Raw genomic sequence first — 22,467 nt, 5'->3', positions numbered from 1 at the left:
GCACAAATCACACTACGTGCGTTATGCAAATCACATGTCGTGCGTTATCCTCTGCCGGTGGCGCAACTCGCATTTCGGCGCGCCCGCACCGAGGAAAACAAGCGTCAACGGGCGGCGGCGCTGGTAGAGGCCGCGCGGTCGCTGGCCCTGGAAACCGGTGTCGCATCGGTGACATTGACCGCCGTGGCCAGCCGGGCCGGCATCCACTACTCCGCCGTGCGCCGCTATTTCACCTCACACAAAGAGGTATTGCTGCACCTGGCTGCGGAGGGATGGGTGCGGTGGTCGGGCACGGTGTGCGAGAACCTGGCCCAGCCCGGGGCAATGACGCCGGACCGGGTGGCCGAGACGCTGGCCAACGGACTGGCCGCCGACCCGCTGTTCTGCGACCTGCTGGCCAATCTGCACCTGCATCTCGAGCACGAGGTCGAGATCGAACGGGTCATCGAGATCCGGCGGACCATTTCGGCCGCCGCGATCGCCCTGGCCGACGCGATCGAACAGGCACTGCCGGCGCTCGGGCGTCCGGGAGCTTTCGACATCCTGATCGCCGCCTACTCGTTGGCCGCGGCGTTCTGGCAGATCGCCAACCCGCCGGCGAAGATCTCCGACGTCTACGCAGAGGAGCCCGAGGTGTTGCCGCCCGAATGGAACATCGACTTCGCCTCGGCGCTCACCCGGGTTCTCACCGCGACCTGCATCGGCACCCTCACGGGGTCCCGATGACGTCGTCGCTCGTATTGGCGAAGGCCACGGCCTCCATTAGGTTAGGGTACCTAAGTTGACTCTCAGGCTAATCAGTTGGCGGTTCTCGTATCGGTTAGGACAGCGCCCATGACGACGACCGAGCCAAGGACTGACCAGATGACGACCCCGGACTCCGTTCGCAACGAGAAGACGGCGACTCAGCGGCCGCCCAAGCGCCGACGTCTGGCCCGCCTCATCACCCGGTTCTGGCTCGTCCTCACCGTGCTGGCCGTCGTCGCCCTATCGGGCTTCGTCGTGCACCGGTTGCACGGCATCTTCGGCGTCCACAAGGGTTCGTTCGGCGGCGGCTCCTCCGGTGACGTCATCGACCAGTTCAACCCCAAGACGATCACCCTCGAGGTCTGGGGTGCACCGGGCAGCACCGCGACCATCAACTATCTCGACGAGAACTCCCACCCCCAGCAGGCGCTCAACGTGCCCCTACCTTGGAATACGGTATTGAAGTCGACCAAGCCCGGGATCCCGGCCAACTTGATAGCGCAGGGGACCGGCAGCTGGATCGCCTGCCGCTTCCTGGTGAACAACAACGACGGCCGCGGTGACGTCATCAAGGCGCCGAACCACTCGCCTCCCGAGCAGACGGTGAATGCGTTCGTCTACTGCCTGGACAAGTCCGCATGAGCGAGACCACCGAAGCGCCGCCGCGGGTCGAACAGCCGCTGATCCCGCCGTTCCTGCCGCGGATGATCCACCGGCTGGCGTTGCCGATCGTGCTGATCTGGTTGGGCATCGTGTTCGTGACCAACACCGTGGCCCCGCAGCTGGAGGTGGTCGCCAAGACCCACTCGGTGTCGATGAGTCCGACGGACGCAGCGTCCTTCCAATCGATGATGAAGGTCGGATCGAAGTTCAAAGAGTTCGACTCCGACAACTCGGCCATGATCCTGCTGGAGGGCGACAAGCCACTCGGGGCCGAGGCGCACCGCTACTACGACGACATCATCCGGCGCATCGAGCAGGACAAGAAACACGTTCAGCACGTCCAGGATTTCTGGAGCGATCCGCTGACGGCGGCAGGCTCCCAGAGCCACGACCAGAAGGCCGCGTACGTCCAGGTGTACCTCGCCGGCAACATGGGCGGCGGCCTGGCGAACGAGTCGGCCGAAGCCCTGCGCAAGATGGTGGACTCGGTGCCCGCGCCGCCGGGGATCAAGGCCTACGTCACCGGCGCGGGCCCGCTGTTCGCCGACCAGTCCCACGCCGGGGAAAAGGGCGTCATGGTCGTCACGCTCATCACCTTCGTGGTGATCATCGTGATGCTGCTGTGGGTCTACCGATCGATAGCCACCGTCCTGATCATGCTGGCCATGGTCTTCATCGAGTTGGCCGCGGCCCGCGGTGTCGTCGCGACGCTGGGCAACTACGGGATCATGGGGCTGTCGACCTTCGCCAACAACATGCTGGTGTTGATGGCCATCGCCGCCGGTACGGACTACGCGATCTTCGTGGTGGGCCGCTATCAGGAGGCCCGCGGGCTGGGCGAGAGCCGCGAAGACGCGTTCTACACCATGTTCCACAGCACCGCGCACGTCGTGCTGGGGTCAGGACTGACCATCGCCGGCGCCATGTACTGCCTCAGCTTCTGCCGATTGCCCTATTTCCAGTCGCTGGGCGTGCCGTGCGCGGTCGGCATGCTGGTCGCGGTGTTGGCGGCGTTGACGCTGGGCCCGGCACTGCTGACCGTCGCGTCGTTCTTCAAGCTGATGGATCCGAAGCGGACGCTGCAGACCCGGGGCTGGCGTCGCATCGGCACCGCCGTCGTCCGTTGGCCCGCACCGGTTTTCGCGGTGACCATCGCGGTCGCGCTGGTCGGTCTGCTCGCGCTGCCCGGCTACCAGACGGACTACGACAACCGGCACTACCTGCCGGCGGACACGCCGGCCAACGTCGGGTACGCGGCCGCCGACCGGCACTTCGACCAGGCCCGGCTCAATCCTGAGCTATTGATGATCGAGACCGACCACGACCTGCGTAATTCGGCCGATTTCCTGGTCCTGGACAAAGTCGCCAAGGCCGTCTTCCACATTCCCGGCATCGGCCGGGTGCAGACCATCACCCGGCCGCTGGGCACGCCGCTGGACCACAGCACCCTCGGATTCCAGATGGGTGCGCAAGCCGCCAGCCGCCTGCAGACCCAGCACTATCAGGACGAGCAGGCGAAAAACCTGCTGAACCAGGCCGACGAGCTGCGCAAGACGATGGCGACCCTGCACGAGCAGATGCAGGTCACCCAGGACCTCAGCAACACCACGCACGAGACCACCAAGCTCACCAAAGAAACCGTGAAGATCACCGAAGCGTTGCGCGACGACATCGCCACTTTCGACGATTTCTTCCGGCCGATCCGCAGCTACTTCTACTGGGAGAAGCACTGCTACGACATTCCGATCTGCTGGGCGCTACGGTCCATCTTCAATGCGCTGGACGGGATCGACCAGGTGGCGCAGAACATCCTGAGCCTCAGCGCCAACCTGGACCGGCTGGATGCGATCCAGCCCAAGCTGGTGGAGCTGATCCCGCCGCAGATCGAGAGCCAGCAACGCAATCTCGACACCATCATGTCGAACTACGCGACCACCATGGGTCTCAATCAGCAGGCGAGGGCGCAGGCCGACAACGCCACCGCCCAGGGCGATGCGTTCGACCGGGCCAAGAACGACGACACGTTCTATCTGCCGCCGGAGGCGTTCCAGAGCCCCGACTTCGCGCGGGGACTCAAACAGTTCATCTCGCCGGACGGGCATGCGGTCCGGTTGATCATCTCCCACGAGGGCGACCCGGCGACCCCGGAAGGCATCCGCCACATCGAGCCGATCAAGCAGGCCGTGCACGAGGCGATCAAGGGCACGCCCTGGGAGGGCGCCAAGGTTTACCTCGGCGGTACCGCCGCGACGTTCAAGGATATGCACGACGGGTCCAACATCGATCTGCTGATCGCGGCAATCGCCGCGGCCACCCTGATCTTCATCATCATGCTGGTGATCACCCGAAGCGTCGTGGCGGCCATTGTGATCGTCGGCACGGTGTTGCTGTCGCTGGGCGCCTCGTTCGGACTCTCGGTCCTTTTGTGGCAGTACATCCTCGGCGTCAAGTTGCACTGGATGGTGCTGGCGATGGCGGTGATCCTGCTGCTGGCGGTCGGCTCGGACTACAACCTGTTGCTGATATCGCGGTTGAAGGAAGAGATCCATGCCGGGCTCAAGACAGGGACGATCCGCGCGATGGCCGGTTCGGGCTCCGTCGTGACCTCGGCGGGTCTGGTCTTCGCCGCGACGATGGCGACGTTTGCCTTCAGCCCGTTGAAAGTCATGGCGCAGGTGGGTACGACGATCGCGCTCGGTCTGTTGTTCGACACGTTGATCGTGCGGTCGTTCATGACGCCGTCCGTGGCCACCCTGCTCGGGCGCTGGTTCTGGTGGCCGCAACATGTGCGCCCCCGCCCGGCCAGCACCATGCTGCGCCCGTACGGACCGCGTCGCGCGGTGCGCCAGCTGATCCTCAACGACGTCGACGAACACCCGCCGGGCGGGCTGGTCAAGAAGCGCTGAATACGCCGGGCGCCGCCGCGCCTACAGGGCGGCGACGTCGCGCATGATGTCGCGCAACTCGGACACCGGGGCGCCGCAGGTCAGGCAGTAGGTGCCGGACGTGCGCGCGAGCTGGCCGACCTGGACCAGCACCTCGGCCTCAGCGTGCCATAGGCAGGCGATGCACAGGATTTCGACGATATTGCCGAACGGGTCGACCTGCGGATGGTTGCATTCGTCCACCGCGTGCCGGTGCACAACGTAGCTGGCCCGGTTGGTGCACCCGGAGTCGGACTGACAGGTGATCGTTTGCCAGTCCAGGGCCGCGAGCGTGCCAGGGATCCCGTTGCCAGTCGTTTGGCTCATGATGACCTCCAGCTCCCGTACCACAGTTGCATCCGTCGTTTGCACGTATTGCGGAAATTGGCTGGGCCGGAGTGTCCATTATGGGTACCTTCAACCCGTCCGGGCAAGGGTCGGCCGCATGTGATTATCCGCGTTCCCTTAGTTATGGCACCCTAAGAAAACCGTACTTTTCTGACCACTACGATTCTTCCCGCTGGTCAGAGGTTCGAAACATCCGCCAAACGGTCACCGACAGGATGAATTCCGGGTCCCCCGATCGGGGGACAATGCCGTGAAGCTAGGGTCCGGTTGTCGGGTCGATCACGCAGAACGCCACACACATCGCCGACGCGGGAATGGACACCCACTGCAGTTGTCCGTCTGCCTGCCGCTGGCAGTAGATGGGACCGGGTTTTCCCCACACTTTGGCGCCCTCCGGCGAGCACGCTTTGCCCAGATCGCTGTCGGCGTGCGCCGGGGCACTCCCGATGAGGAGGGCGACCGGAACGGCCGCCGCCGATACCGCGAGCGCGACGAGTTTGCGCACCGCTATCCGGCCCAGTTCCAGACGGACATGTCGCCACGCGGGTACTGGTTGCAGATTTCAGTGCCCTTGGCGACGACACCCTTGTTGTTGAAGAAGATCTTCATGTGATTGACCCAGGCGAAGGTCAGCGGGTCGCCGTTGTAGAAGTTCTCCGAGTAGTCGCGGCGCTCCGCCGGCGACAGCGAGTAGAACCAGTGCGCCTTGTTGATCGTCGCTTCCTGGAGGTTCGCATGGTTGTTGAAGTCGATCATGTACCGCTGGTAGTACACCGGGCTGGTGTCGCGGACCGCCGCCAGGTACTGCTCGGCGTCACAGGTGGTCGCGATCTGCCTGCGCGGGATCGGGAAGTCTTCGGTGGAGTCGGCGGACGCGGTCGCAGGGGACACCGCGGCGGCCACGCCGAGAAATAGCGCCAAGGCGCCGGTGCGGAGGCTGTTACTGAGCCGAGACATATTGATTACCGTAGCACTTCCAGGAGGCCGACGGGATGCCGGGAGAGAATCTGTAGCTCATCTCACTACCCACTGCGATCAGGAATTATCACGTGTGAGGGATCGGGCCGCAGCTCGGGCGGCGCCTGGCTGTAGTCGCCGAACGGGCCGTCTCTGCGCTCGACGGCGCTGCGCACCCCCTGCGCTTGTGCCGTCCGGATGAAGTCCAGTGCATCCGGGGTGTTCCGCATCAGTCCGTCGAGAATGCCGCCCAGCAACTGAGTGGACGCCAGGCCCATGTTCTCGTAAGCCTGGTTGACGATCAGCTTCTGCGCCCGCAGCTGCGAGAGCGGGATCTGCGCCAGTTCCGCGGCGATCTCGGCGACCCGCGCCTCCAGTCGCTCGAACGGCACCGCCTCGTTGATCAGCTCCACCTCGGCGGCTTGGACACCCGTCAGCGGCCGGCCCGTCAACGAATGCCACTTCACTTTCGCCAGGCTCAGCCGGTACAGCCACATGCCGGTCAGGTAGGCGCCCCACATCCGGCTGTACGGGGTGCCGATCACCGCGTCCTCGCTGGCGATGACCAGGTCAGCGCACAACGCGTAATCGCTGGCACCACCGACACACCAGCCGTGCACCTGCGCGATCACCGGTTTCGAGGCGCGCCAGATCGCCATGAATTTCTGCGTGGGGCCGGTCTCGCGGGCGCTGACCATCGCGAAATCCTTGCCCGGGTCCCACTGGCCATCGGTCATCATCGCCTCGCCCCAATGCTGAAAACCGCCGCCGAAGTCGTAGCCGCCGGAGAACGCGCGGCCGGCACCGCGCAGCACGATGACCTTGACGTCCTGGTCGCGTTCGGCCAGGCCGATTGCGGTCTCGATCTCGTCCGGCATGGGCGGGACGATGGTGTTGAGCTGCTCCGGACGGTTCAGTGTGATCGTGGCCACCGGACCGGCGGTGGAGTACAGCAGCGTCTGGAACTCGGGTGTCATAGCGCGAAGCGAAGCCGGTGCCGGACGCCGATGTCAAGAACCTCAGCATTCGGCAGCGGCGCGGGCCCGGCGCCGCAGCGCCCACCCGATCACCGCCGCGATGCACAGCACCGCGGCCGCCACCAGCAGGTATTTCTCGTACGGCTGGAAGTACTCGTAGAGCGCTGCGATGTGGTTGCCGGCCAGGTATCCGGCCAGCACCCAGATCGCCACCCACACCGCAGAGCCGATCGCGTTATAGCCCAGATAGCGCCGCCACGGCATGCGGGCCAGCCCCGCGACGATGCCACTGGCCTGGCGCAGCCCGTCGACGAACCGGCCGAGCGGCACCACAATGGGGCCGCGCTTTTCGAAGAAGCGCTCGGTCTTGGCCAGCCGCTCGTCGGTCAGGAACACATAGCGCCCGAACCGCAGCACCAGCTCACGTCCCCCGAACCGCCCGATGGCGTATCCGGCATTGTCGCCGACGACGGCGGCCAGGAATCCCGCGACCATGACCAGGGCCACGTGCAGGTGGCCGGCACCGGCGTACATGCCGGCCGTGATCAGGATGATCTGACCGGGCAGGGGGATGCCCACGCCCTCCAGCCCGACCAGCACGATCACCGCCGCGTACCCGAACTTGTCCAACGTGGGGCCGAGCGACTCGAAGACACCCGGCAGCTGCGATGACATGACTTCCAGGGTGCCCAAAGAGCCGCGGTGTTAGACGTGTGGCGGTAGAGGCGAACCTCACGATGCCTGGTTCACCGGGCCGTCGACCGGGTACCAGCCACAAGCAGGATGTCCGCGCTCGGACAGGGGTGACTAGGACTTATGCGCCGTAATTCGAACAACGCCCGGCCCCGGCGGGAGAGCGGGGTGCGCCGGGCGCTGCATGAATTCCTCGGCGTGCCGCTGGCCATCATCGCCGGCTTCATCGTGCTGGCGATCCTCAACAGCGTCCTGGACGGTAACGAGGTGAGCTGGCTGCAACCGGCAAAACACCTGCTGGCCAAAGTGGCACCGCCGCAGGAGAACCAGTCGATGCTGCGCACGGTGGCGCCCGGGATGCTCACCTTGATGACGATCACGTTCGTCCTGTTGCTCACCCTGGTGCAGCGGATGTCCGACGTCTTCACCTGGGTGGTGGTGGAACAGTTTCTCAGCCGTCGGGTGAATCAGACCTTCTTCGGCTACTTCGCCGGCCTGTCGGCGTACTACGTCGTGGTGCTGACGCTGGTGGATCCGCAACAGGCCGTGTTCAGCACCGTCGCGGCGCTGATACTCAGCGTGCTGGCCCTGATGGGGCTGGTGGTGTTCGGCTACCTGGTGCTCGACCAACTGCGGCCGCCGTCGGTGGTGGAGCGCATCGTGCAGGTCACCATCGCCACCCGCGCCCACCAGCTGTACTGGCTGCGCCGGGTGCGGTCGCAACCGCTGCTCGCGCACCTGCCCGGCCGCACCGTCCGCTCCGGCTGCACCGGATACCTGGTCGACATCGACCTGGACCTGCTCGACCGCGCCCTGCAGTCCGCCCAGGGACCGGCCGAGATCGAGTTCAACGCCAAGCTGGGATCGCACATGGTCACCGGGACCGACCTGGCGACGGTGCGTGCCGCGCGGGACGACGAGCGCGAGCGGCTGGCCGATGTCGTCCTGGACGCCCTGTGCTGCGGCCGGGAGCGCCAGCTCACCCGGGAGCCCTCCTACGGGGTGCACCAGCTGTCCAGCATGGGATGGGGCGCGGCCACCCAGCGGGACTCCGAGGCGGCCCTGGTGACGGTGGACGGGCTGCATGCGCTGCTGGCCCACTGGGCGCAGGAGGAAACCCCCGGCCCGAAGGGCGACGACCTGGCGGTGGTGTACCGGTACGACACGATCTGCGAGGTGTTGAAGGCGTTGTCGAGCGTCGCGGCCGCCGCCATCGTGGGCGGTCAGCATCAGACGTGCGCCCAGGTGCTCAACGTCTACGCCAAGGCGCTACCTACGCTGTCCGCCGAGCACCAGCGCACCGCGGCCCAGCATGTGCGCAACACGCTGACGACCGTCGCGCAGCACCCGCGCACCGCGGAACTCGAGCATGCCCTGAGCGAACTGGGCCGGGCGCTCGGCGACAACGGGCACGGCGAGGTCGCGGCAGAACTGAAGCGCATCGAGGCGGACCTGGACAACCGGGTGCCCGAGCACCGCTGATCAACCCAGCATCCGCCACAGGAACGAGTAGGTCAGCGCCGACTTGAACGCGAGTTGCTCGTTGTCGGCCGCCCCGCCGTGCCCGCCCTCGATGTTCTCGTAGTACCAGACCCGGTGACCGGCGGCCTGTAGGGCGGCGGTCATCTTGCGGGCGTGTCCGGGGTGCACCCGGTCGTCGCGGGTCGAGGTCGTCAACAGGATCGGCGGATAGCTCCGGTCGGCCGAAATGTTCTGGTACGGCGAATACTCGGAGATGAACGCCCAGTCGTCCGGGTTGTCCGGGTCCCCGTATTCGGCCACCCACGAGGCGCCGGCCAGCAGCAGGTGATAGCGCTTCATGTCCAGCAACGGCACGTTGCAGACCAGCGCACCGAACTTCTCCGGGTACTTGGTCAACATGATCCCCATTAGCAACCCGCCGTTGCTGCCGCCCTGGGCGCCGAGCTGGCCGACGGTGGTGATGTCACGGCGCACCAGATCGTCGGCGACCGCCGCGAAATCCTCGGCCACTTTGTGTCGCCCCTCGCGCATCGCCTGGGTGTGCCAGCCGGGGCCGTACTCGCCGCCGCCGCGGATGTTCGCCAGCACGTAGGTTCCGCCGCGGGCCAACCACAACCGGCCCAGTACGCCGCTGTAGCCCGGCGTGTTGGCCGTCTCGAAACCGCCGTAGCCGTACAGCAGCGTCGGGCCGGGGCCGTCGATCCCGGCGGGTCGCACCAGGAAGTAGGGGATGGCCGTCCCGTCCGCCGAGGTCGCGAAATGCTGTGTCACCGTGAGGTTTTCCGCGTCGAAGAAGGCCGGCGCGGATTTGATCGGTTCGAGTTCGGCGGGGCCGGTGCCGCGCAACAGCCGCGATGGTGCGGTGAACCCGCTGGAATCCAGGAAGAATTCGGCGCCGGTGTCGTCGGCCGCCACGACCACGGTATTGGCCGAGTCGGGGATGCCCGTGATCGGTTCGCGCTGCCAGCTGCCCGGTGACGATCGCAAGGGCGGCGACGCCGGGCGCGGCGGGTCGTCACGCGAGGGTGGTGTCACCATCTCGACGCGGCTGGCGACGTCGGCCAGCGTGACGATCAGCAGCCGGTCCCTGGTCCATGCGTAGTGGTACAGGCAGGTGTGCTCGTCGGGCTCGAACACCACACTCAGATCCCTGGTACCGGCGAGGAACTCGTCGTACCTGGCGGCCAGCAGCGACCCGGCCCGGTAGGTGGTGTCGCCGACCGTCCAGTCACTGCGCAGGTCGATCAGCAGCCATTCGCGGTGCACCGACATGCTGCTGGCGTCGCTGGGCACCTCGATGGGCAGCAGCTCGGCGCCGCGCAGCTCGTATCGCTGCCGGTTCCAGAAGTCCAGGGAGCGACCGACGATGGTACGCACGAAGCCGGGGGTGCGGTCGGTGGATCCGCCGACGCTGACATCGGTGCGTTCGCCCTCGAACAGGGTCTCCGCCTCCGTCAACGGGGTACCGCGCCGCCACCGCTTGACGATGCGCGGGTAGCCGGATTCGGTCATCGAGTCCGGACCGAAGTCGGTGCCCACCAGGACGGTGTCCGGATCTGCCCAGTCGATCTGCGACTTGGCTTCGGGCAGCTCGAACCCGCCGGTGACGAATTCGCGGGTCAGCATGTCGAATTCGCGCACGATCACCGCGTCCGAACCGCCCGGGGACAGGCTGACCAGCGCGCGGGTGAGTTCGGGCTCGATCACGTTGGCCCCGGCCCACACCCAGTTCCGACCGTCCGCGCGGCCCAGTTCGTCGACGTCGATAAGCACGTCCCAGTCGGGTGCGTCGGTGCGGTAGCTGTCCAGCGTGGTGCGCCGCCACAGCCCCCGGGGATTGGCGGCATCGCGCCAGAAGTCGTAGAGGTATTCGCCGCGCCGGCGCACATAGGGGATGCGCGCGTCGGTGTCGAGCACCTCCAGCGCCTCGGCGCGCATCGTCTCGAAGTCGCCGGTGCAGTATTCGGCCGTGGTGGGCTCGTTGCGCGCGCGTACCCAGTCCAGCGCCTCCTCGCCGGTGACGTCTTCCAGCCACAGGTAGGGGTCGTCGGGAGCTTCAGCTGACATGAACCCATTGTGGTCCCGGCGGTACTGTGAGCTGTATTACACGAACTGACGAGGAGCCGAGAAATGCCTGTCTTCGCACGCCCGGGTTCCGCAGATGCGGTGATGACCTTCGAGTCCCGGTACGGAAACTTCATCGGCGGCGAGTGGGTCGCGCCCGCGTCCGGCCGTTATTTCGAGAACCCGACGCCGGTGACCGGCCAGTCGTTCTGCGAGATCCCCCGCTCCGACGAGGCCGACATCGAGAAGGCACTGGACGCCGCGCATGCCGCGGCGCCGGGCTGGGGCAAGACCGCGCCCGCCGAGCGGGCCGCGATCCTGAACAAGATCGCCGACCGCATCGACGCGAACACCCAGGCGCTGGCGGTGGCCGAGGTATGGGACAACGGCAAACCGGTCCGGGAGACACTGGCCGCCGACATCCCGCTGGCCGCCGACCACTTCCGCTACTTCGCGGCAGCCATCCGTGCCCAGGAAGGCGCGCTGTCCCAGATCGACGAGGACACCGTCGCCTACCACTTCCACGAGCCGCTCGGGGTGGTCGGGCAGATCATCCCGTGGAACTTCCCGATCCTGATGGGCGCCTGGAAGTTGGCGCCCGCGCTGGCCGCCGGCAACGCGATCGTGCTCAAGCCCGCCGAGCAGACCCCGGCCTCGATCCTGTACCTGATGTCGCTGATCGGCGACCTGCTGCCACCCGGCGTGGTCAACGTCGTCAACGGCTTCGGCGCCGAAGCCGGTAAGCCGCTGGCCTCCAGCAACCGGATCGCCAAGGTCGCATTCACCGGCGAGACCAGCACCGGGCGACTGATCATGCAGTACGCCAGCCAGAACCTGATCCCGGTCACCCTGGAACTCGGCGGCAAGAGTCCCAACATCTTCTTCAACGACGTGATGGCCGCCAACGACGACTTCCAGGACAAGGCGCTGGAAGGCTTCACCATGTTCGCTCTCAACCAGGGCGAGGTGTGCACCTGCCCGTCGCGCAGTCTGATCCAGTCCGCGATCCACGACGAGTTCCTCGAACTCGCGGCGATCCGCACCAAGGCCGTCCGGCAGGGTGACCCGCTGGACTCCGAGACCATGATCGGATCCCAGGCCTCCAACGACCAGCTCGAAAAAATCCTGTCCTACATCGAGATCGGCAAGGGCGAAGGCGCGAAAGTCATCACCGGCGGGGAGCGCGCCGAGTTGGGCGGTGACCTGGCCGGCGGCTTCTACGTGCAGCCGACCATCGTCACCGGCAACAACAAGATGCGGGTGTTCCAGGAGGAGATCTTCGGCCCGGTGGTCGCGGTGACCCCGTTCGACAGCTACCAGGAGGCGATGGACATCGCCAACGACACCCTGTACGGCCTGGGCGCGGGGGTGTGGAGCCGCGACGGCAACACCGCCTACCGGGCCGGGCGCGAGATCAAGGCCGGACGAGTGTGGGTGAACTGCTATCACGTGTATCCACCGCACTCGGCTTTCGGCGGCTACAAGCAGTCCGGGTTCGGCCGCGAAGGCCACAAGATGGCGCTCGAGCACTACCAGCAGACCAAGAACATGCTGGTCTCCTACTCCGACAAGGCGCTCGGCTTCTTCTGATCGCGGCCCCGCCGGGGCGCGGAAACCGCACTGCGGCAACGTGACCGGCGGTCGATTCGTGGTCATGTTGTGACCGGCAACGCGCCGCGAACGTGCCCGGCCCGGCAGCGCTGACTCAGTAAGGTCGTACAGCGTGATTCCCCTTCCGCGTGCGTGGCTGCTGGCCAGCGCCATGCTCGTCGGGTGCGTGGCCGGGCAACTGCTCGCGGTGGCAGCGCGTCTGCTGGTGGACACCCGGATGCGTCCCGATGTGGTGATCGCGCTGGTGGTGGGGGTGCCCAGCGTGCTCGGCCTGTCGTTGATCCTGGTCTCCGGGCGGCGCTGGGTGACCATGCTCGGTGCCGCGATCCTCGCGCTGGCCCCCGGCTGGTTCGGGATGCTGGTCGCCCTGCAGGTGGTGTCGGGTGCCTGACAAGAAGGTCGACGAGGAGTCGAGCCCGGGCACCGAACCGTTCGTGCCGGATTTCGACACCGGTGCGCAGCCCCCGGTGCCCGAATACGATGCCGGCGAGCCGTCGGTGCCGTTCGTGCCGGACTTCGACACCGACTCCCAGCCGTTCCTGCCCCTGGCCGGGTTGCAGCAGCTGGAGAAGAAGTCCGTGCAGCCCGCGGCGGACGTCCCGGAACCGGACGATTCCGCACCGGACAGCGCGGAACCGGACACCTCGGCCGAGCCGCCCGGACCGGTGACCGTCCCGGGCCGGTATCTGTACCTGAAGTGGTGGAAGTTCGCGCTGGTGCTGTTCGGCGTGTGGTTCGTCGCCGCGGTGTTCGGGCTCAGCCTGTACTACTGGTGGTACCACGACCTGGACAAGACGCCGTCGGTCTTCGTGGTGTTCGGGTACGTCGCCACCTGCACCGTGGCGGGGCTGATTCTGGCGATGGTGGAAGCCAGGCCACTGATCGCGGCGCTGGCGATCGCGGTGATGTCGGCGCCGTTCGCCTCGGTCGCCGCCGCGGCGCCGCTCTACGGCTACTTCTACTGCGAACGTGTCGCCACGCCCTGCCTGATGAACGTCGTGCCCTACTAGGGTGGGCTCGTGACTTCTCACTATGACGTCGTCGTCCTTGGAGCCGGCCCCGGTGGATACGTAGCGGCCATTCGCGCAGCACAGCTCGGGCTGAAAACCGCGATCGTGGAACCGAAATACTGGGGCGGGGTGTGTCTGAACGTCGGATGTATCCCGTCCAAAGCGCTGCTGCGCAACGCCGAACTCGCCCACATCTTCACCAAAGAGGCCAAGGTGTTCGGCATCAGCGGCGAGGCGACCTTCGACTTCGGGGTGGCCTATGACCGCAGCCGCAAGGTGGCCGAGGGCCGGGTGGCCGGTGTGCACTTCCTGATGAAGAAGAACAAGATCACCGAGATCCACGGCTACGGCAAGTTCACTGACGCCAACACCATCTCGGTGGACCTCAACGACGGCGGCACCGAAGACGTCACCTTCGACAACGCCATCATCGCCACCGGCGCCAGCACCCGCCTGGTGCCCGGCACCTCGCTGTCGGAGAACGTGGTGACCTACGAGAAGCTCATCCTGACCCGCGAGCTGCCCGCGTCGATCGTGATCGCCGGCGCCGGCGCCATCGGCATGGAATTCGGATACGTGCTGAAGAACTACGGCGTGGACGTCACCATCGTGGAGTTCCTGCCCCGCGCGCTGCCCAATGAGGACGCCGACTGCTCCAAGGAGATCGAGAAACAGTTCAAGAAGCTCGGCGTCAAGATCCTCACCGGCACCAAGGTCGAGTCCATCACCGACGACGGCGACGAGGTCACGGTCAGTATCAGCAAGGACGGCAAGTCCGACGAACTGAAGGCCGAAAAGGTGTTGCAGGCCATCGGGTTCGCCCCCAACGTCGAGGGCTACGGGCTGGACAAGGCCGGCGTGGAACTGACCGACCGCAAGGCGATCGGCATCACCGACTACATGCAGACCTCCACGTCGCACATCTATGCCATCGGCGACGTCACCGGCAAGCTGCAGTTGGCCCACGTCGCCGAGGCGCAGGGCGTGGTGGCGGCCGAGACCATCGGCGGCGCGGAGACGCTGGCCCTCGGCGACTACCGGATGATGCCGCGCGCCACGTTCTGTCAGCCCAACGTCGCCAGCTTCGGCCTCACCGAAGAGCAGGCCCGCGACGAAGGCTACGACGTGGTGGTGGCCAAGTTCCCGTTCACCGCCAACGCCAAGGCGCACGGCGTGGGCGACCCGAGCGGCTTCGTCAAACTCATCGCCGACGGCAAGTACGGCGAGCTGATCGGCGGCCACCTGGTCGGTCACGACGTGTCCGAGCTGCTGCCCGAGCTGACGCTGGCGCAGAAGTGGGACCTGACCGCGACCGAGCTGGCCCGCAACGTGCACACCCACCCGACCATGTCCGAGGCCCTGCAGGAATGCTTCCACGGGCTCATCGGTCACATGATCAACTTCTGAGCAGCATGCGAACCACGACCGCCGAGACGGTAGTCGGAACGATCGGCGGGCTGGTCGTCGGCTACGTCCTGTGGCTGGCCGCCATCACCGTCGGTGACGACGTCACCACGGTGCGCAACTGGAGTCAGTTGGTGCTGTTGGGCGCGGTCGCCCTGGCGGTCGGCGCGGCGCTGGGCGGCCTGCTGATGCGCTGGCGCCGCAGACCCGGCTGGTCGGCGTTCGCGTTCGCGGTGCCGGTGCTGCCGGTGGTGCTGAGCCTGGCCGTGCTGGCCAACCTGTACCTGTAGCTCCCGCACCGGCGCCGCCGAGCGTCACGCCAGAGTGGCTGTCGGCGCCGAGCGTCACGCCAGAGTGACGCCCCGGGGCGAGCGCGCGGCCAATGTCAGCGCGGGTTGTCCAGCGGGATCCCCAGCGCGGTGATCGTGGCCGCCAATCCGTCGTATTGCGTTGCCAGCAGGCAGAATTCGATCAACCGGGCCCGGTTCAGGTGGGACGCCAGCTGCTGCCAGGTCTCGGTGCTGATGGTGCGGTCCTTGATCAGCTCGTCGGTGGCGCGCAGCAACGCCTGCTGCCGCGTGCTGAGCACCGCGCGGGGCCCGTCGCCGTCCGGGGACTCCGGCCAGGCGAAGATCGCGGCCTGCGCCAGGGCGTCCAGCCCCGCCGTGCGGGCCATCCCACGATGGTGCTGCAGCTCGTACTCGCAGGACCGCAGGTGCGCGACCCGCAAGATGACCAGTTCGGAGTCGATCGCCGGGAGTCGGCCGCGCATCAGACGTCCGGAATAGATCGCCCACAGCCAGAACAGCGTTTGCCGGGAACCCAGGGTGGTGAACAGGTGCATCTCGGGCGCGCGCACCTTGCGCGCAGCCAGCTTGGCGATCACCCAGTTGATCGGACCCAGTTGGCGCAACCGGCCGGGCGGGATGCGCACCACCTGGTCGCCGGTCATGCCTGCTGCACCAGGTACGGCGACACGGTGCTGCGGTGCTCGTCGATGTCGAGTGCGCGGCCGAGCGCGGGGAACGCCCGCTGGGGACAGTTGTCGCGTTCGCAGACCCGGCAGCCCGCGCCGATCGGAGTGGAGACGTCCCCGGACAAATCGAGTCCTTCCGAATAGACGAGCCGGTGCGCGTGGCGGAGCTCGCAACCCAGCCCGATCGCAAAGGTCTTACCGGGCTGACCATATCGGGCCGCGCGCCGCTCGACGGTGCGGGCCACCCACATGTAGTTGCGGCCGTCGGGCATCTGGGCGACCTGCACCAGGATCTTGCCGGGGTTCGCGAACGTTTCGTAGACGTTCCACAGCGGGCACGTCCCGCCGCTGGAGGAAAAGTGAAAACCCGTGGCGGACTGGCGTTTCGACATATTGCCGGCGCGGTCGACCCGGACGAAGGACAGTGGTACGCCGCGCATCGACGGCCGTTGCAGCGTGGAGAGCCGGTGCGCGATGGTTTCGTAGCTGACCAGGTAGAAGGCCGACAGCCGTTCGACGTCGTAGCGGAAATTCTCGGCGACATCGTGGAACTGGCGGTAGGGCAGCACCGTGGCGGCGGCGAAGTAGTTGGCCAGTCCGAGCCGGGCCAGCGTGTGCGACTCGGCGCTGGTGAACTTGCCCTCTTCGACCAGGCCGTCGATCAGGTCGCCGAACTCGAGGTAGGCCAGCTCGGCGGCCATCTTGAACACCTGCTGGCCGGCGGCCAGGTGGTTGCTGATCTCCAGCGTCTTGGCCGCGGGGTCGTAGCGGTGCAGCACGTTCTCGCCGAGGTCGATGCGCCGGGTGATGCGCACCCCGTGCACCTCGGTGAGCCGGCGGGTCAGTTCGCGGGCCAGATCGCCGTGGTGCATCCGCATCTGGACGGTCAGGTCTTCGGCGGCGGTGTCCAGCGCGTGCAGGTAGTTCTGGCGTTGGTAGAAGTAGTCGCGCACCTCTTCGTGCGGCATGGTGATCGACCCGCTGCCGCTGCTGCCGTCGAAGTAGCGGTCCTCGGTGGCGGCGGCCAGTTGCGCGGTGGTGAGCCGGTAGCGACGGTGCAGATTGACCACTGCGCGGGCCAGGCTCGGGTGCGCGTTCACCATCTCGGCGATCTCGGTGGGGTCGACGTCGATGTCCAGATCGCGGTCCAGGGTGACTTCGCGCAGCTCGGCGACCAACCGGGTGGCGTCCTGGGAGGCGAAGAAGGTGGCGTCCACCCCGAACAACTCGGTGATCCGCAGCAGCACGGCCACCGTCAGCGGGCGCACGTCATGCTCGATCTGGTTGAGGTAGCTGGGCGAGATGTCCAGCATCTGGGCCAGTGCGGCCTGGCTGAATCCGCGCTCGTTGCGGAGCTGGCGGACCCGGGCGCCGACGAACGTCTTGGACACTCCAGGAGCCTACGCTTGTTGCTAAGACTCAGTTAGCAGAGTTGGCAGGTTGGTGTTTCGGGCCGGCCATTGGCATGATTCGCATCGGCCTTCCTGGGTAAACCCGGGGGCACCGAGTGAAAATGGGGACGGGGAGCAGCACCGTGAGCCTTGACAAGAAGTTAATGCCGGTTCCGGACGGGCACCCTGACGTCTTCGACCGCGAGTGGCCGTTGCGGGTCGGCGACATCGACCGGACCGGCCGGCTGCGGCTGGACGCGGCCTGTCGGCATATTCAGGACATCGGCCAGGACCAGCTGCGCGAGATGGGTTTCGAGGAGACGCACCCGCTGTGGATCGTGCGGCGCACCATGGTCGACCTGATCCGGCCCATCGAGTTCGGCGACATGCTGCGGTGTCGGCGCTGGTGCTCGGGAACATCCAACCGCTGGTGCGAGATGCGGGTGCGCATCGACGGCCGCAAGGGCGGGCTGATCGAGTCGGAGGCGTTCTGGATCCACGTCAATAAGGAAACCGAGATGCCGGCGCGGATCGCCGACGACTTCCTGGCCGGACTGCACAAAACCACGTCGGTGGATCGGCTGCGGTGGAAGGGCTACCTGAAGCCCGGCGGCCGAGACGACGCGGCGGAAATCCATGAGTTTCCGGTGCGGGTGACCGACATCGACTTGTTCGACCACATGAACAACTCCGTGTACTGGAGCGTGGTCGAGGATTACCTGGCCTCCCACACCGACCTGCTGGACGGCCCGCTGCGGGTCACCATCGAACACGAGGCGCCGGTCGCGCTGGGCGACAAGCTGGAGATCATTTCGCACGTCCACCCGGCCGGATCGACCGACAAGTTCGGGCCGGACCTGGTCGACCGGGCTGTTACAACGCTCACATATGCGGTCGGCGACGAGACGAAGGCCGTCGCGGCGCTGTTCGCTCTCTAACAGGACAAGCGTTCTGTTAAATTAGTGTTGACCTGCGGTTCTTGTTACCGGGCGGTAGCTTCTGAACCGGTTCAGAAAATTTGCGGCTTCGCAAGATTTGCAAAATGACCGCAGGTCATAGCCGAAATTGGCAAGTGAAATGGGTAGACCAGCAGGAATGCCCTGTGCCAAGGTCGTGTTAGCACAGCAGTGAAGATGGAAGTCGAACCCGAAGCTTCCGGCTGGGTGGCAAGCAGCCACCAGCAATTCAGTAGTGAGTGAACCGTTAAGGAGCTGTCCAATGTCTGTCGTTGGAACCCCCAAGAGCGCTGAGCAGATCCAGCACGACTGGGACCACAACCCCCGCTGGAAGGGCGTCAACCGCACCTACACGCCGCAGGACGTCGTCGCGCTGCAGGGCCACGTCGTCGAGGAGCACACCCTGGCCCGCCGCGGCGCCGAGGTGCTCTGGGAGCAGCTGCACGAGATGGACTTCGTCAACGCGCTGGGCGCGCTGACCGGAAACATGGCCGTTCAGCAGGTGCGCGCCGGCCTCAAGGCGATCTACCTGTCCGGCTGGCAGGTCGCCGGTGACGCCAACCTCTCCGGGCACACCTACCCCGACCAGAGCCTCTACCCGGCCAACTCGGTGCCGCAGGTGGTGCGTCGCATCAACAACGCGCTGCTGCGCGCCGACGAGATCGCCAAGGTCGAGAACGACCGCTCGGTGGACAACTGGCTGGCCCCGATCGTCGCCGACGGCGAGGCCGGCTTCGGTGGTGCGCTCAACGTCTACGAGCTGCAGAAGGCCATGATCGCCGCCGGTGTCGCCGGGTCGCACTGGGAAGACCAGCTGGCCTCGGAGAAGAAGTGCGGCCACCTCGGTGGCAAGGTGCTGATCCCGACTCAGCAGCACATCCGCACCCTGACCTCCGCCCGCCTGGCCGCGGACGTCGCCGGTGTCCCGACGGTCGTCATCGCCCGTACCGACGCCGAGGCCGCCACCCTGATCACCTCCGACGTCGACGAGCGGGACCGCCCCTTCATCACCGGTGAGCGCACCAACGAGGGCTTCTACCGGGTCAAGAACGGTCTCGAGCCGTGCATCGCCCGGGCCAAGGCCTACGCGCCGTACGCCGACCTGATCTGGATGGAGACCGGTACTCCGGACCTGGCGCTGGCCAAGCGGTTCGCCGAGGGCGTCAAGGCCGAGTTCCCCGACCAGATGCTGGCCTACAACTGCTCGCCGTCGTTCAACTGGCGCAAGCACCTCGACGACGCGACGATCGCGAAGTTCCAGAAGGAACTCGGTGCGATGGGCTTCAAGTTCCAGTTCATCACGCTGGCCGGATTCCACGCGCTGAACTACTCGATGTTCGATCTGGCCCACGGCTACGCCCGCAACCAGATGACCGCGTACGTCGAGCTGCAGGAGCGCGAGTTCGCCGCCGAGGAGCGTGGGTACACCGCCACCAAGCACCAGCGCGAGGTCGGTGCCGGCTACTTCGACCGGATCGCCACCACGGTGGACCCCACTTCGTCGACGACGGCGCTGGCCGGCTCGACCGAAGAGGGCCAGTTTCACTGAGGATGAGGCCAGTGCGGAGCCGGGCGACCCCCGGTTCGCGCTGAAGTAGCATAGGCCCCGCCCGGCAACCCTGGGCGGGGCCTATTGCGGTGCAGGACAATTCGGGCGATCAGTGGAGAAGACAGTGAGCGATGCAGCAATCCAGCGGGTAGGTGTGGTCGGGGCCGGGCAGATGGGCGCCGGTATCGCCGAGGTGTCGGTTCGTGCGGGTGTCGCCGTCACCGTGTTCGAGACCACCGAGGCGCTGATCACCGCGGGCCGTAACCGCATCACCAAGTCGCTGGAACGGGGTGTGAGCGCCGGCAAGGTCACCGAACGCGAGCGCGACCGCGCACTGGGGCTGTTGACGTTCACCACCGACCTGGGCGACCTGGCCGACCGGCAGCTGGTCATCGAGGCCGTCATCGAGGACGAGACGGTGAAGGCCAAGATCTTCGCCGAGCTGGACCGCGTGATCACCGACCCCGAGGCGGTGCTGGCGTCCAACACCTCCAGCATCCCGATCATGAAGATCGCCGCGGCCACGCAGAACCCGCAGCGGGTGCTGGGCCTGCACTTCTTCAACCCGGTCCCGGTGCTGCCGCTGGTGGAGCTGGTGAGCACCCTGGTGACCGACGAGGCCGCCGCCGCCCGCACCGAGGAGTTCGCCGGCGCCGTGCTGGGCAAGCAGGTGGTGCGCTGCTCGGACCGCTCCGGCTTCGTGGTGAACGCCCTGCTGGTGCCCTACCTGTTGTCGGCGATCCGGATGGTGGAGGCGGGCTTCGCCACCGTCGAGGACGTCGACAAGGCCGTCGTCGCGGGATTGTCCCATCCGATGGGGCCGCTGCGGCTCTCCGACCTGGTCGGCCTGGACACCCTCAAGCTGATCGCGGACAAGCTGTACGAGGAGTTCAAAGAGCCGCACTACGGACCGCCGCCGCTGCTGCTGCGGATGGTGGAAGCCGGCCTGCTGGGCAAGAAATCCGGCAAGGGCTTCTACACCTACTGAGCTACTTCTGCAGGGTGAACTGGTCGACGTCGGTGTAGCCCTGGCGGAACAGCTTCGCGCAGCCGGTCAGGTACTTCATGTAGCGGTTGTAGACCTTCTCCGACTGGATCGCGATGGCCCGCTCGCGCTGGGCCTCGAGCGCGGTCGCCCAGATCTCCAGCGTCCTGGCGTAGTGCAGTTGCAGCGACTGAATGCGCTTCATCGTGAAGCCCGCGGCCGCCGCCTGCTCCTCGACCACCGGAACCGTGGGCAGGTCGCCGCCCGGGAAGATCTCGGCCAGGATGAACTGGCTGAAGTGCACGATCTCGCGGGTCAGCGGCAGGCCCTTGGCCCGGGCCTCGCGCATCGTCGGGCGCACGATCGTGTGCAGCAACATGCTGCCGTCGCTGGGCAGCACCTCGTGCGCCATCTTGAAGAACCGCTTGTAGCGGTGGCGGCCGAAGTGCTCGAACGCGCCGATCGAAACGATGCGGTCGACGGGTTCGTGGAACTTCTCCCAGCCCTCCAGCAACACCCGCCGGGACCGGGACGTGTCCAGCTCGTCGAACTTCTGCTGGACGTGGGCGGCCTGGTTCTCGGACAACGTCAAGCCCACGACGTTGACGTCGTATTTTTCGATGGCGCGTCGCATCGTGGCGCCCCAGCCGCAGCCGATGTCCAGCAACGTCATTCCCGGCTCGAGGTTCAGCTTGCCCAAGGCCAGGTCGATCTTGGCGAGCTGGGCCTCTTCCAGCGTCATGTCGTCGCGCTCGAAGTAAGCGCAACTGTAGGTCTTCGTGGGGTCGAGGAAGAGCCGGAAGAAATCATCGGAGAGGTCGTAGTGCGCTTGCACGTTGCCGAAATGCGGCGTGAGCTGCACGGCCATACGATGTCTGCCTTTCTTTTATCGGAGCGAAAGCCTGCACCCCGCCCCGATGCATTCCCTGCATGCTAGCCGCTGTCCAGCACCCCGATAGCCCACTGAAGGTAAAGCCGCAGGTGAAGGGGGCTTTACGTGCCCTAACTCACTGGTCCCGGGGCGGCACGATGGGGGATGGGTGCGGTTGACCGCGGAACTTCTCCAGTGACCCGCCGGCCTCGACGATCCCGCACAGCGCGCTCCAGCTCAGCATGGTGAGGTAGTCGATCAACTCGTCGCTGCTCATCCGCGGGTCCGACATCCACGAGTGGGTGGCCAGTTGCACGCCGCCGACGATCAGGTAGGCCCACGGCTCCACGCCGCCGACATCCATGCCGACCTCGCGCATCCGGCGGCGCAACATCACCGCGATCATCCGGGCGATGATCCGCTCGGAATCGGCGATCACCTTGCTCTTACTGCCCGAGCTGTTCGCCATCACGAACCCGTACGGTTCGGGTTCGGCGGCCATGGTCTCCACGTACACCCGGATCACCTCGCGGGTCAGCTCGTAGCCGTCCAGATTGGAGGACAGTGCCGCGGCCATGTTGGGGATCAGGGTGGTCTGCGCGAAGCGCATCATCACCGCGGTCGTCAGATCGTTCTTGTCGACGAAGTAGCGGTACAGGACGGTTTTGGACACCCCGATCTCGGCGGCGATCTCGTCCATGCTCAGGAACCGGCTCTGCCGGCGAATCGCCTCGATGGTTCCGTCGACCAGCTCGTTGCGGCGGTCCACTTTGTGTTGGTGCCAGCGCCGCTTGCGACCATCGGTCTTCGCGCTGCGAGCCGGAATTTGCTGTGCCACTTTCGCCGATTCCCAATCGTT

Annotated in this window: 22 protein-coding genes; 12 read left to right on the top strand and 10 right to left on the bottom strand. The window is 66.3% G+C overall.

Features of this window, described 5'->3' with window-relative positions; translation table 11 throughout:
* Positions 1-39 precede the first annotated feature (39 nt).
* The 3 genes from AC5Y6Y_RS20875 (at position 40) to AC5Y6Y_RS20865 (ending at position 4,316) form a co-directional block, all read left to right on the top strand.
* Complete coding sequence (locus AC5Y6Y_RS20875) at positions 40-726, top strand: TetR/AcrR family transcriptional regulator (protein WP_463825607.1); 687 nt, start codon at positions 40-42, stop codon at positions 724-726.
* 138 nt (positions 727-864) lie between these two features.
* The gene (locus tag AC5Y6Y_RS20870) at positions 865-1,389 is read left to right on the top strand and encodes an MmpS family transport accessory protein (protein WP_463825608.1); all 525 of its coding nucleotides are present in this window, start codon (positions 865-867) and stop codon (positions 1,387-1,389) included.
* Positions 1,386-4,316 (top strand): MMPL/RND family transporter, encoded by a 2,931-nt coding sequence (locus AC5Y6Y_RS20865; protein ID WP_463825609.1) that lies wholly within the window; start codon positions 1,386-1,388, stop codon positions 4,314-4,316. Before AC5Y6Y_RS20870 ends, AC5Y6Y_RS20865 begins: the two co-directional genes overlap by 4 nt.
* 21 nt (positions 4,317-4,337) lie before the next feature.
* Here the strand turns inward: AC5Y6Y_RS20865 and AC5Y6Y_RS20860 are convergent, their stop codons facing one another.
* From AC5Y6Y_RS20860 to AC5Y6Y_RS20840, 5 genes are all read right to left on the bottom strand, one after another.
* Positions 4,338-4,661 carry a hypothetical protein gene (locus AC5Y6Y_RS20860; RefSeq protein WP_473139430.1) on the bottom strand — a complete coding sequence of 108 codons (324 nt, stop codon included), beginning with the start codon at positions 4,659-4,661 and terminating at the stop codon, positions 4,338-4,340.
* 277 nt (positions 4,662-4,938) lie between these two features.
* Complete coding sequence (locus AC5Y6Y_RS20855; RefSeq protein ID WP_473139429.1) at positions 4,939-5,187, bottom strand: hypothetical protein; 249 nt, start codon at positions 5,185-5,187, stop codon at positions 4,939-4,941.
* A gap of 2 nt (positions 5,188-5,189) precedes the next feature.
* The gene (locus AC5Y6Y_RS20850) at positions 5,190-5,639 is read right to left on the bottom strand and encodes a DUF5078 domain-containing protein (RefSeq protein WP_473139428.1); all 450 of its coding nucleotides are present in this window, start codon (positions 5,637-5,639) and stop codon (positions 5,190-5,192) included.
* A 65-nt stretch (positions 5,640-5,704) separates the two neighbouring features.
* Entirely contained in the window at positions 5,705-6,616 is a 912-nt protein-coding gene (locus AC5Y6Y_RS20845; RefSeq protein ID WP_463825613.1) for a crotonase/enoyl-CoA hydratase family protein, read from the bottom strand.
* A 42-nt stretch (positions 6,617-6,658) separates the two neighbouring features.
* Entirely contained in the window at positions 6,659-7,291 is a 633-nt protein-coding gene (locus AC5Y6Y_RS20840) for a DedA family protein (protein WP_473139427.1), read from the bottom strand.
* A gap of 141 nt (positions 7,292-7,432) precedes the next feature.
* Here AC5Y6Y_RS20840 and AC5Y6Y_RS20835 point away from each other — a divergent pair, with 141 nt between their 5' ends.
* Positions 7,433-8,791 carry a DUF2254 family protein gene (locus tag AC5Y6Y_RS20835; protein WP_473139426.1) on the top strand — a complete coding sequence of 453 codons (1,359 nt, stop codon included), beginning with the start codon at positions 7,433-7,435 and terminating at the stop codon, positions 8,789-8,791.
* Here the strand turns inward: AC5Y6Y_RS20835 and AC5Y6Y_RS20830 are convergent, their stop codons facing one another.
* Complete coding sequence (locus tag AC5Y6Y_RS20830; RefSeq protein ID WP_473139425.1) at positions 8,792-10,858, bottom strand: prolyl oligopeptidase family serine peptidase; 2,067 nt, start codon at positions 10,856-10,858, stop codon at positions 8,792-8,794.
* A gap of 63 nt (positions 10,859-10,921) precedes the next feature.
* On the opposite strand from AC5Y6Y_RS20830, the gene exaC reads away from it, so the two are divergent.
* The 5 genes from exaC (at position 10,922) to AC5Y6Y_RS20805 (ending at position 15,170) form a co-directional block, all read left to right on the top strand.
* Positions 10,922-12,445, top strand: a complete 1,524-nt coding sequence (gene exaC / locus AC5Y6Y_RS20825) for an acetaldehyde dehydrogenase ExaC (RefSeq protein ID WP_463825617.1) — start codon at positions 10,922-10,924, stop codon at positions 12,443-12,445.
* 133 nt (positions 12,446-12,578) lie between these two features.
* Positions 12,579-12,857 (top strand): putative holin, encoded by a 279-nt coding sequence (locus tag AC5Y6Y_RS20820; protein ID WP_473139424.1) that lies wholly within the window; start codon positions 12,579-12,581, stop codon positions 12,855-12,857.
* The gene (locus AC5Y6Y_RS20815) at positions 12,850-13,476 is read left to right on the top strand and encodes a hypothetical protein (protein WP_463825620.1); all 627 of its coding nucleotides are present in this window, start codon (positions 12,850-12,852) and stop codon (positions 13,474-13,476) included. The genes AC5Y6Y_RS20820 and AC5Y6Y_RS20815 overlap by 8 nt, the downstream gene beginning before the upstream one ends.
* 9 nt (positions 13,477-13,485) lie before the next feature.
* Positions 13,486-14,883, top strand: a complete 1,398-nt coding sequence (gene lpdA / locus AC5Y6Y_RS20810; RefSeq protein WP_473139423.1) for a dihydrolipoyl dehydrogenase — start codon at positions 13,486-13,488, stop codon at positions 14,881-14,883.
* 5 nt (positions 14,884-14,888) lie between these two features.
* Positions 14,889-15,170, top strand: a complete 282-nt coding sequence (locus AC5Y6Y_RS20805) for a hypothetical protein (RefSeq protein WP_463825622.1) — start codon at positions 14,889-14,891, stop codon at positions 15,168-15,170.
* A gap of 95 nt (positions 15,171-15,265) precedes the next feature.
* Here the strand turns inward: AC5Y6Y_RS20805 and AC5Y6Y_RS20800 are convergent, their stop codons facing one another.
* Together AC5Y6Y_RS20800 and ramB are read right to left on the bottom strand one after the other, a co-directional pair.
* Positions 15,266-15,832: a carboxymuconolactone decarboxylase family protein gene (locus tag AC5Y6Y_RS20800; RefSeq protein ID WP_463825623.1), complete on the bottom strand. Its 567-nt coding sequence runs from the start codon at positions 15,830-15,832 to the stop codon at positions 15,266-15,268.
* The gene (gene ramB / locus AC5Y6Y_RS20795) at positions 15,829-17,247 is read right to left on the bottom strand and encodes an acetate metabolism transcriptional regulator RamB (protein ID WP_473139422.1); all 1,419 of its coding nucleotides are present in this window, start codon (positions 17,245-17,247) and stop codon (positions 15,829-15,831) included. The genes AC5Y6Y_RS20800 and ramB overlap by 4 nt, the downstream gene beginning before the upstream one ends.
* A gap of 143 nt (positions 17,248-17,390) precedes the next feature.
* On the opposite strand from ramB, the gene AC5Y6Y_RS20790 reads away from it, so the two are divergent.
* The 3 genes from AC5Y6Y_RS20790 (at position 17,391) to AC5Y6Y_RS20780 (ending at position 20,740) form a co-directional block, all read left to right on the top strand.
* On the top strand, positions 17,391-18,185 hold the full coding sequence (locus AC5Y6Y_RS20790; protein WP_463825625.1) for an acyl-ACP thioesterase domain-containing protein: 795 nt from the start codon (positions 17,391-17,393) through the stop codon (positions 18,183-18,185).
* A gap of 280 nt (positions 18,186-18,465) precedes the next feature.
* Positions 18,466-19,752 (top strand): isocitrate lyase, encoded by a 1,287-nt coding sequence (aceA, locus tag AC5Y6Y_RS20785; RefSeq protein ID WP_463825626.1) that lies wholly within the window; start codon positions 18,466-18,468, stop codon positions 19,750-19,752.
* Positions 19,753-19,876: 124 nt separating this feature from the next.
* Positions 19,877-20,740, top strand: a complete 864-nt coding sequence (locus AC5Y6Y_RS20780) for a 3-hydroxybutyryl-CoA dehydrogenase (RefSeq protein WP_463825627.1) — start codon at positions 19,877-19,879, stop codon at positions 20,738-20,740.
* 1 nt (position 20,741) lies between these two features.
* Here the strand turns inward: AC5Y6Y_RS20780 and pcaA are convergent, their stop codons facing one another.
* Positions 20,742-21,605 carry a cyclopropane mycolic acid synthase PcaA gene (gene pcaA, locus AC5Y6Y_RS20775; protein WP_463825628.1) on the bottom strand — a complete coding sequence of 288 codons (864 nt, stop codon included), beginning with the start codon at positions 21,603-21,605 and terminating at the stop codon, positions 20,742-20,744.
* Positions 21,606-21,744: 139 nt separating this feature from the next.
* Positions 21,745-22,446, bottom strand: coding sequence for a TetR/AcrR family transcriptional regulator (locus tag AC5Y6Y_RS20770; RefSeq protein ID WP_463825629.1), 702 nt, complete (start codon positions 22,444-22,446; stop codon positions 21,745-21,747).
* Positions 22,447-22,467 lie beyond the last annotated feature (21 nt).

Source organism: Mycobacterium sp. NGS24 (assembly GCF_059813065.1).
This window is presented reverse-complemented; position numbering and strand designations above follow the sequence as displayed.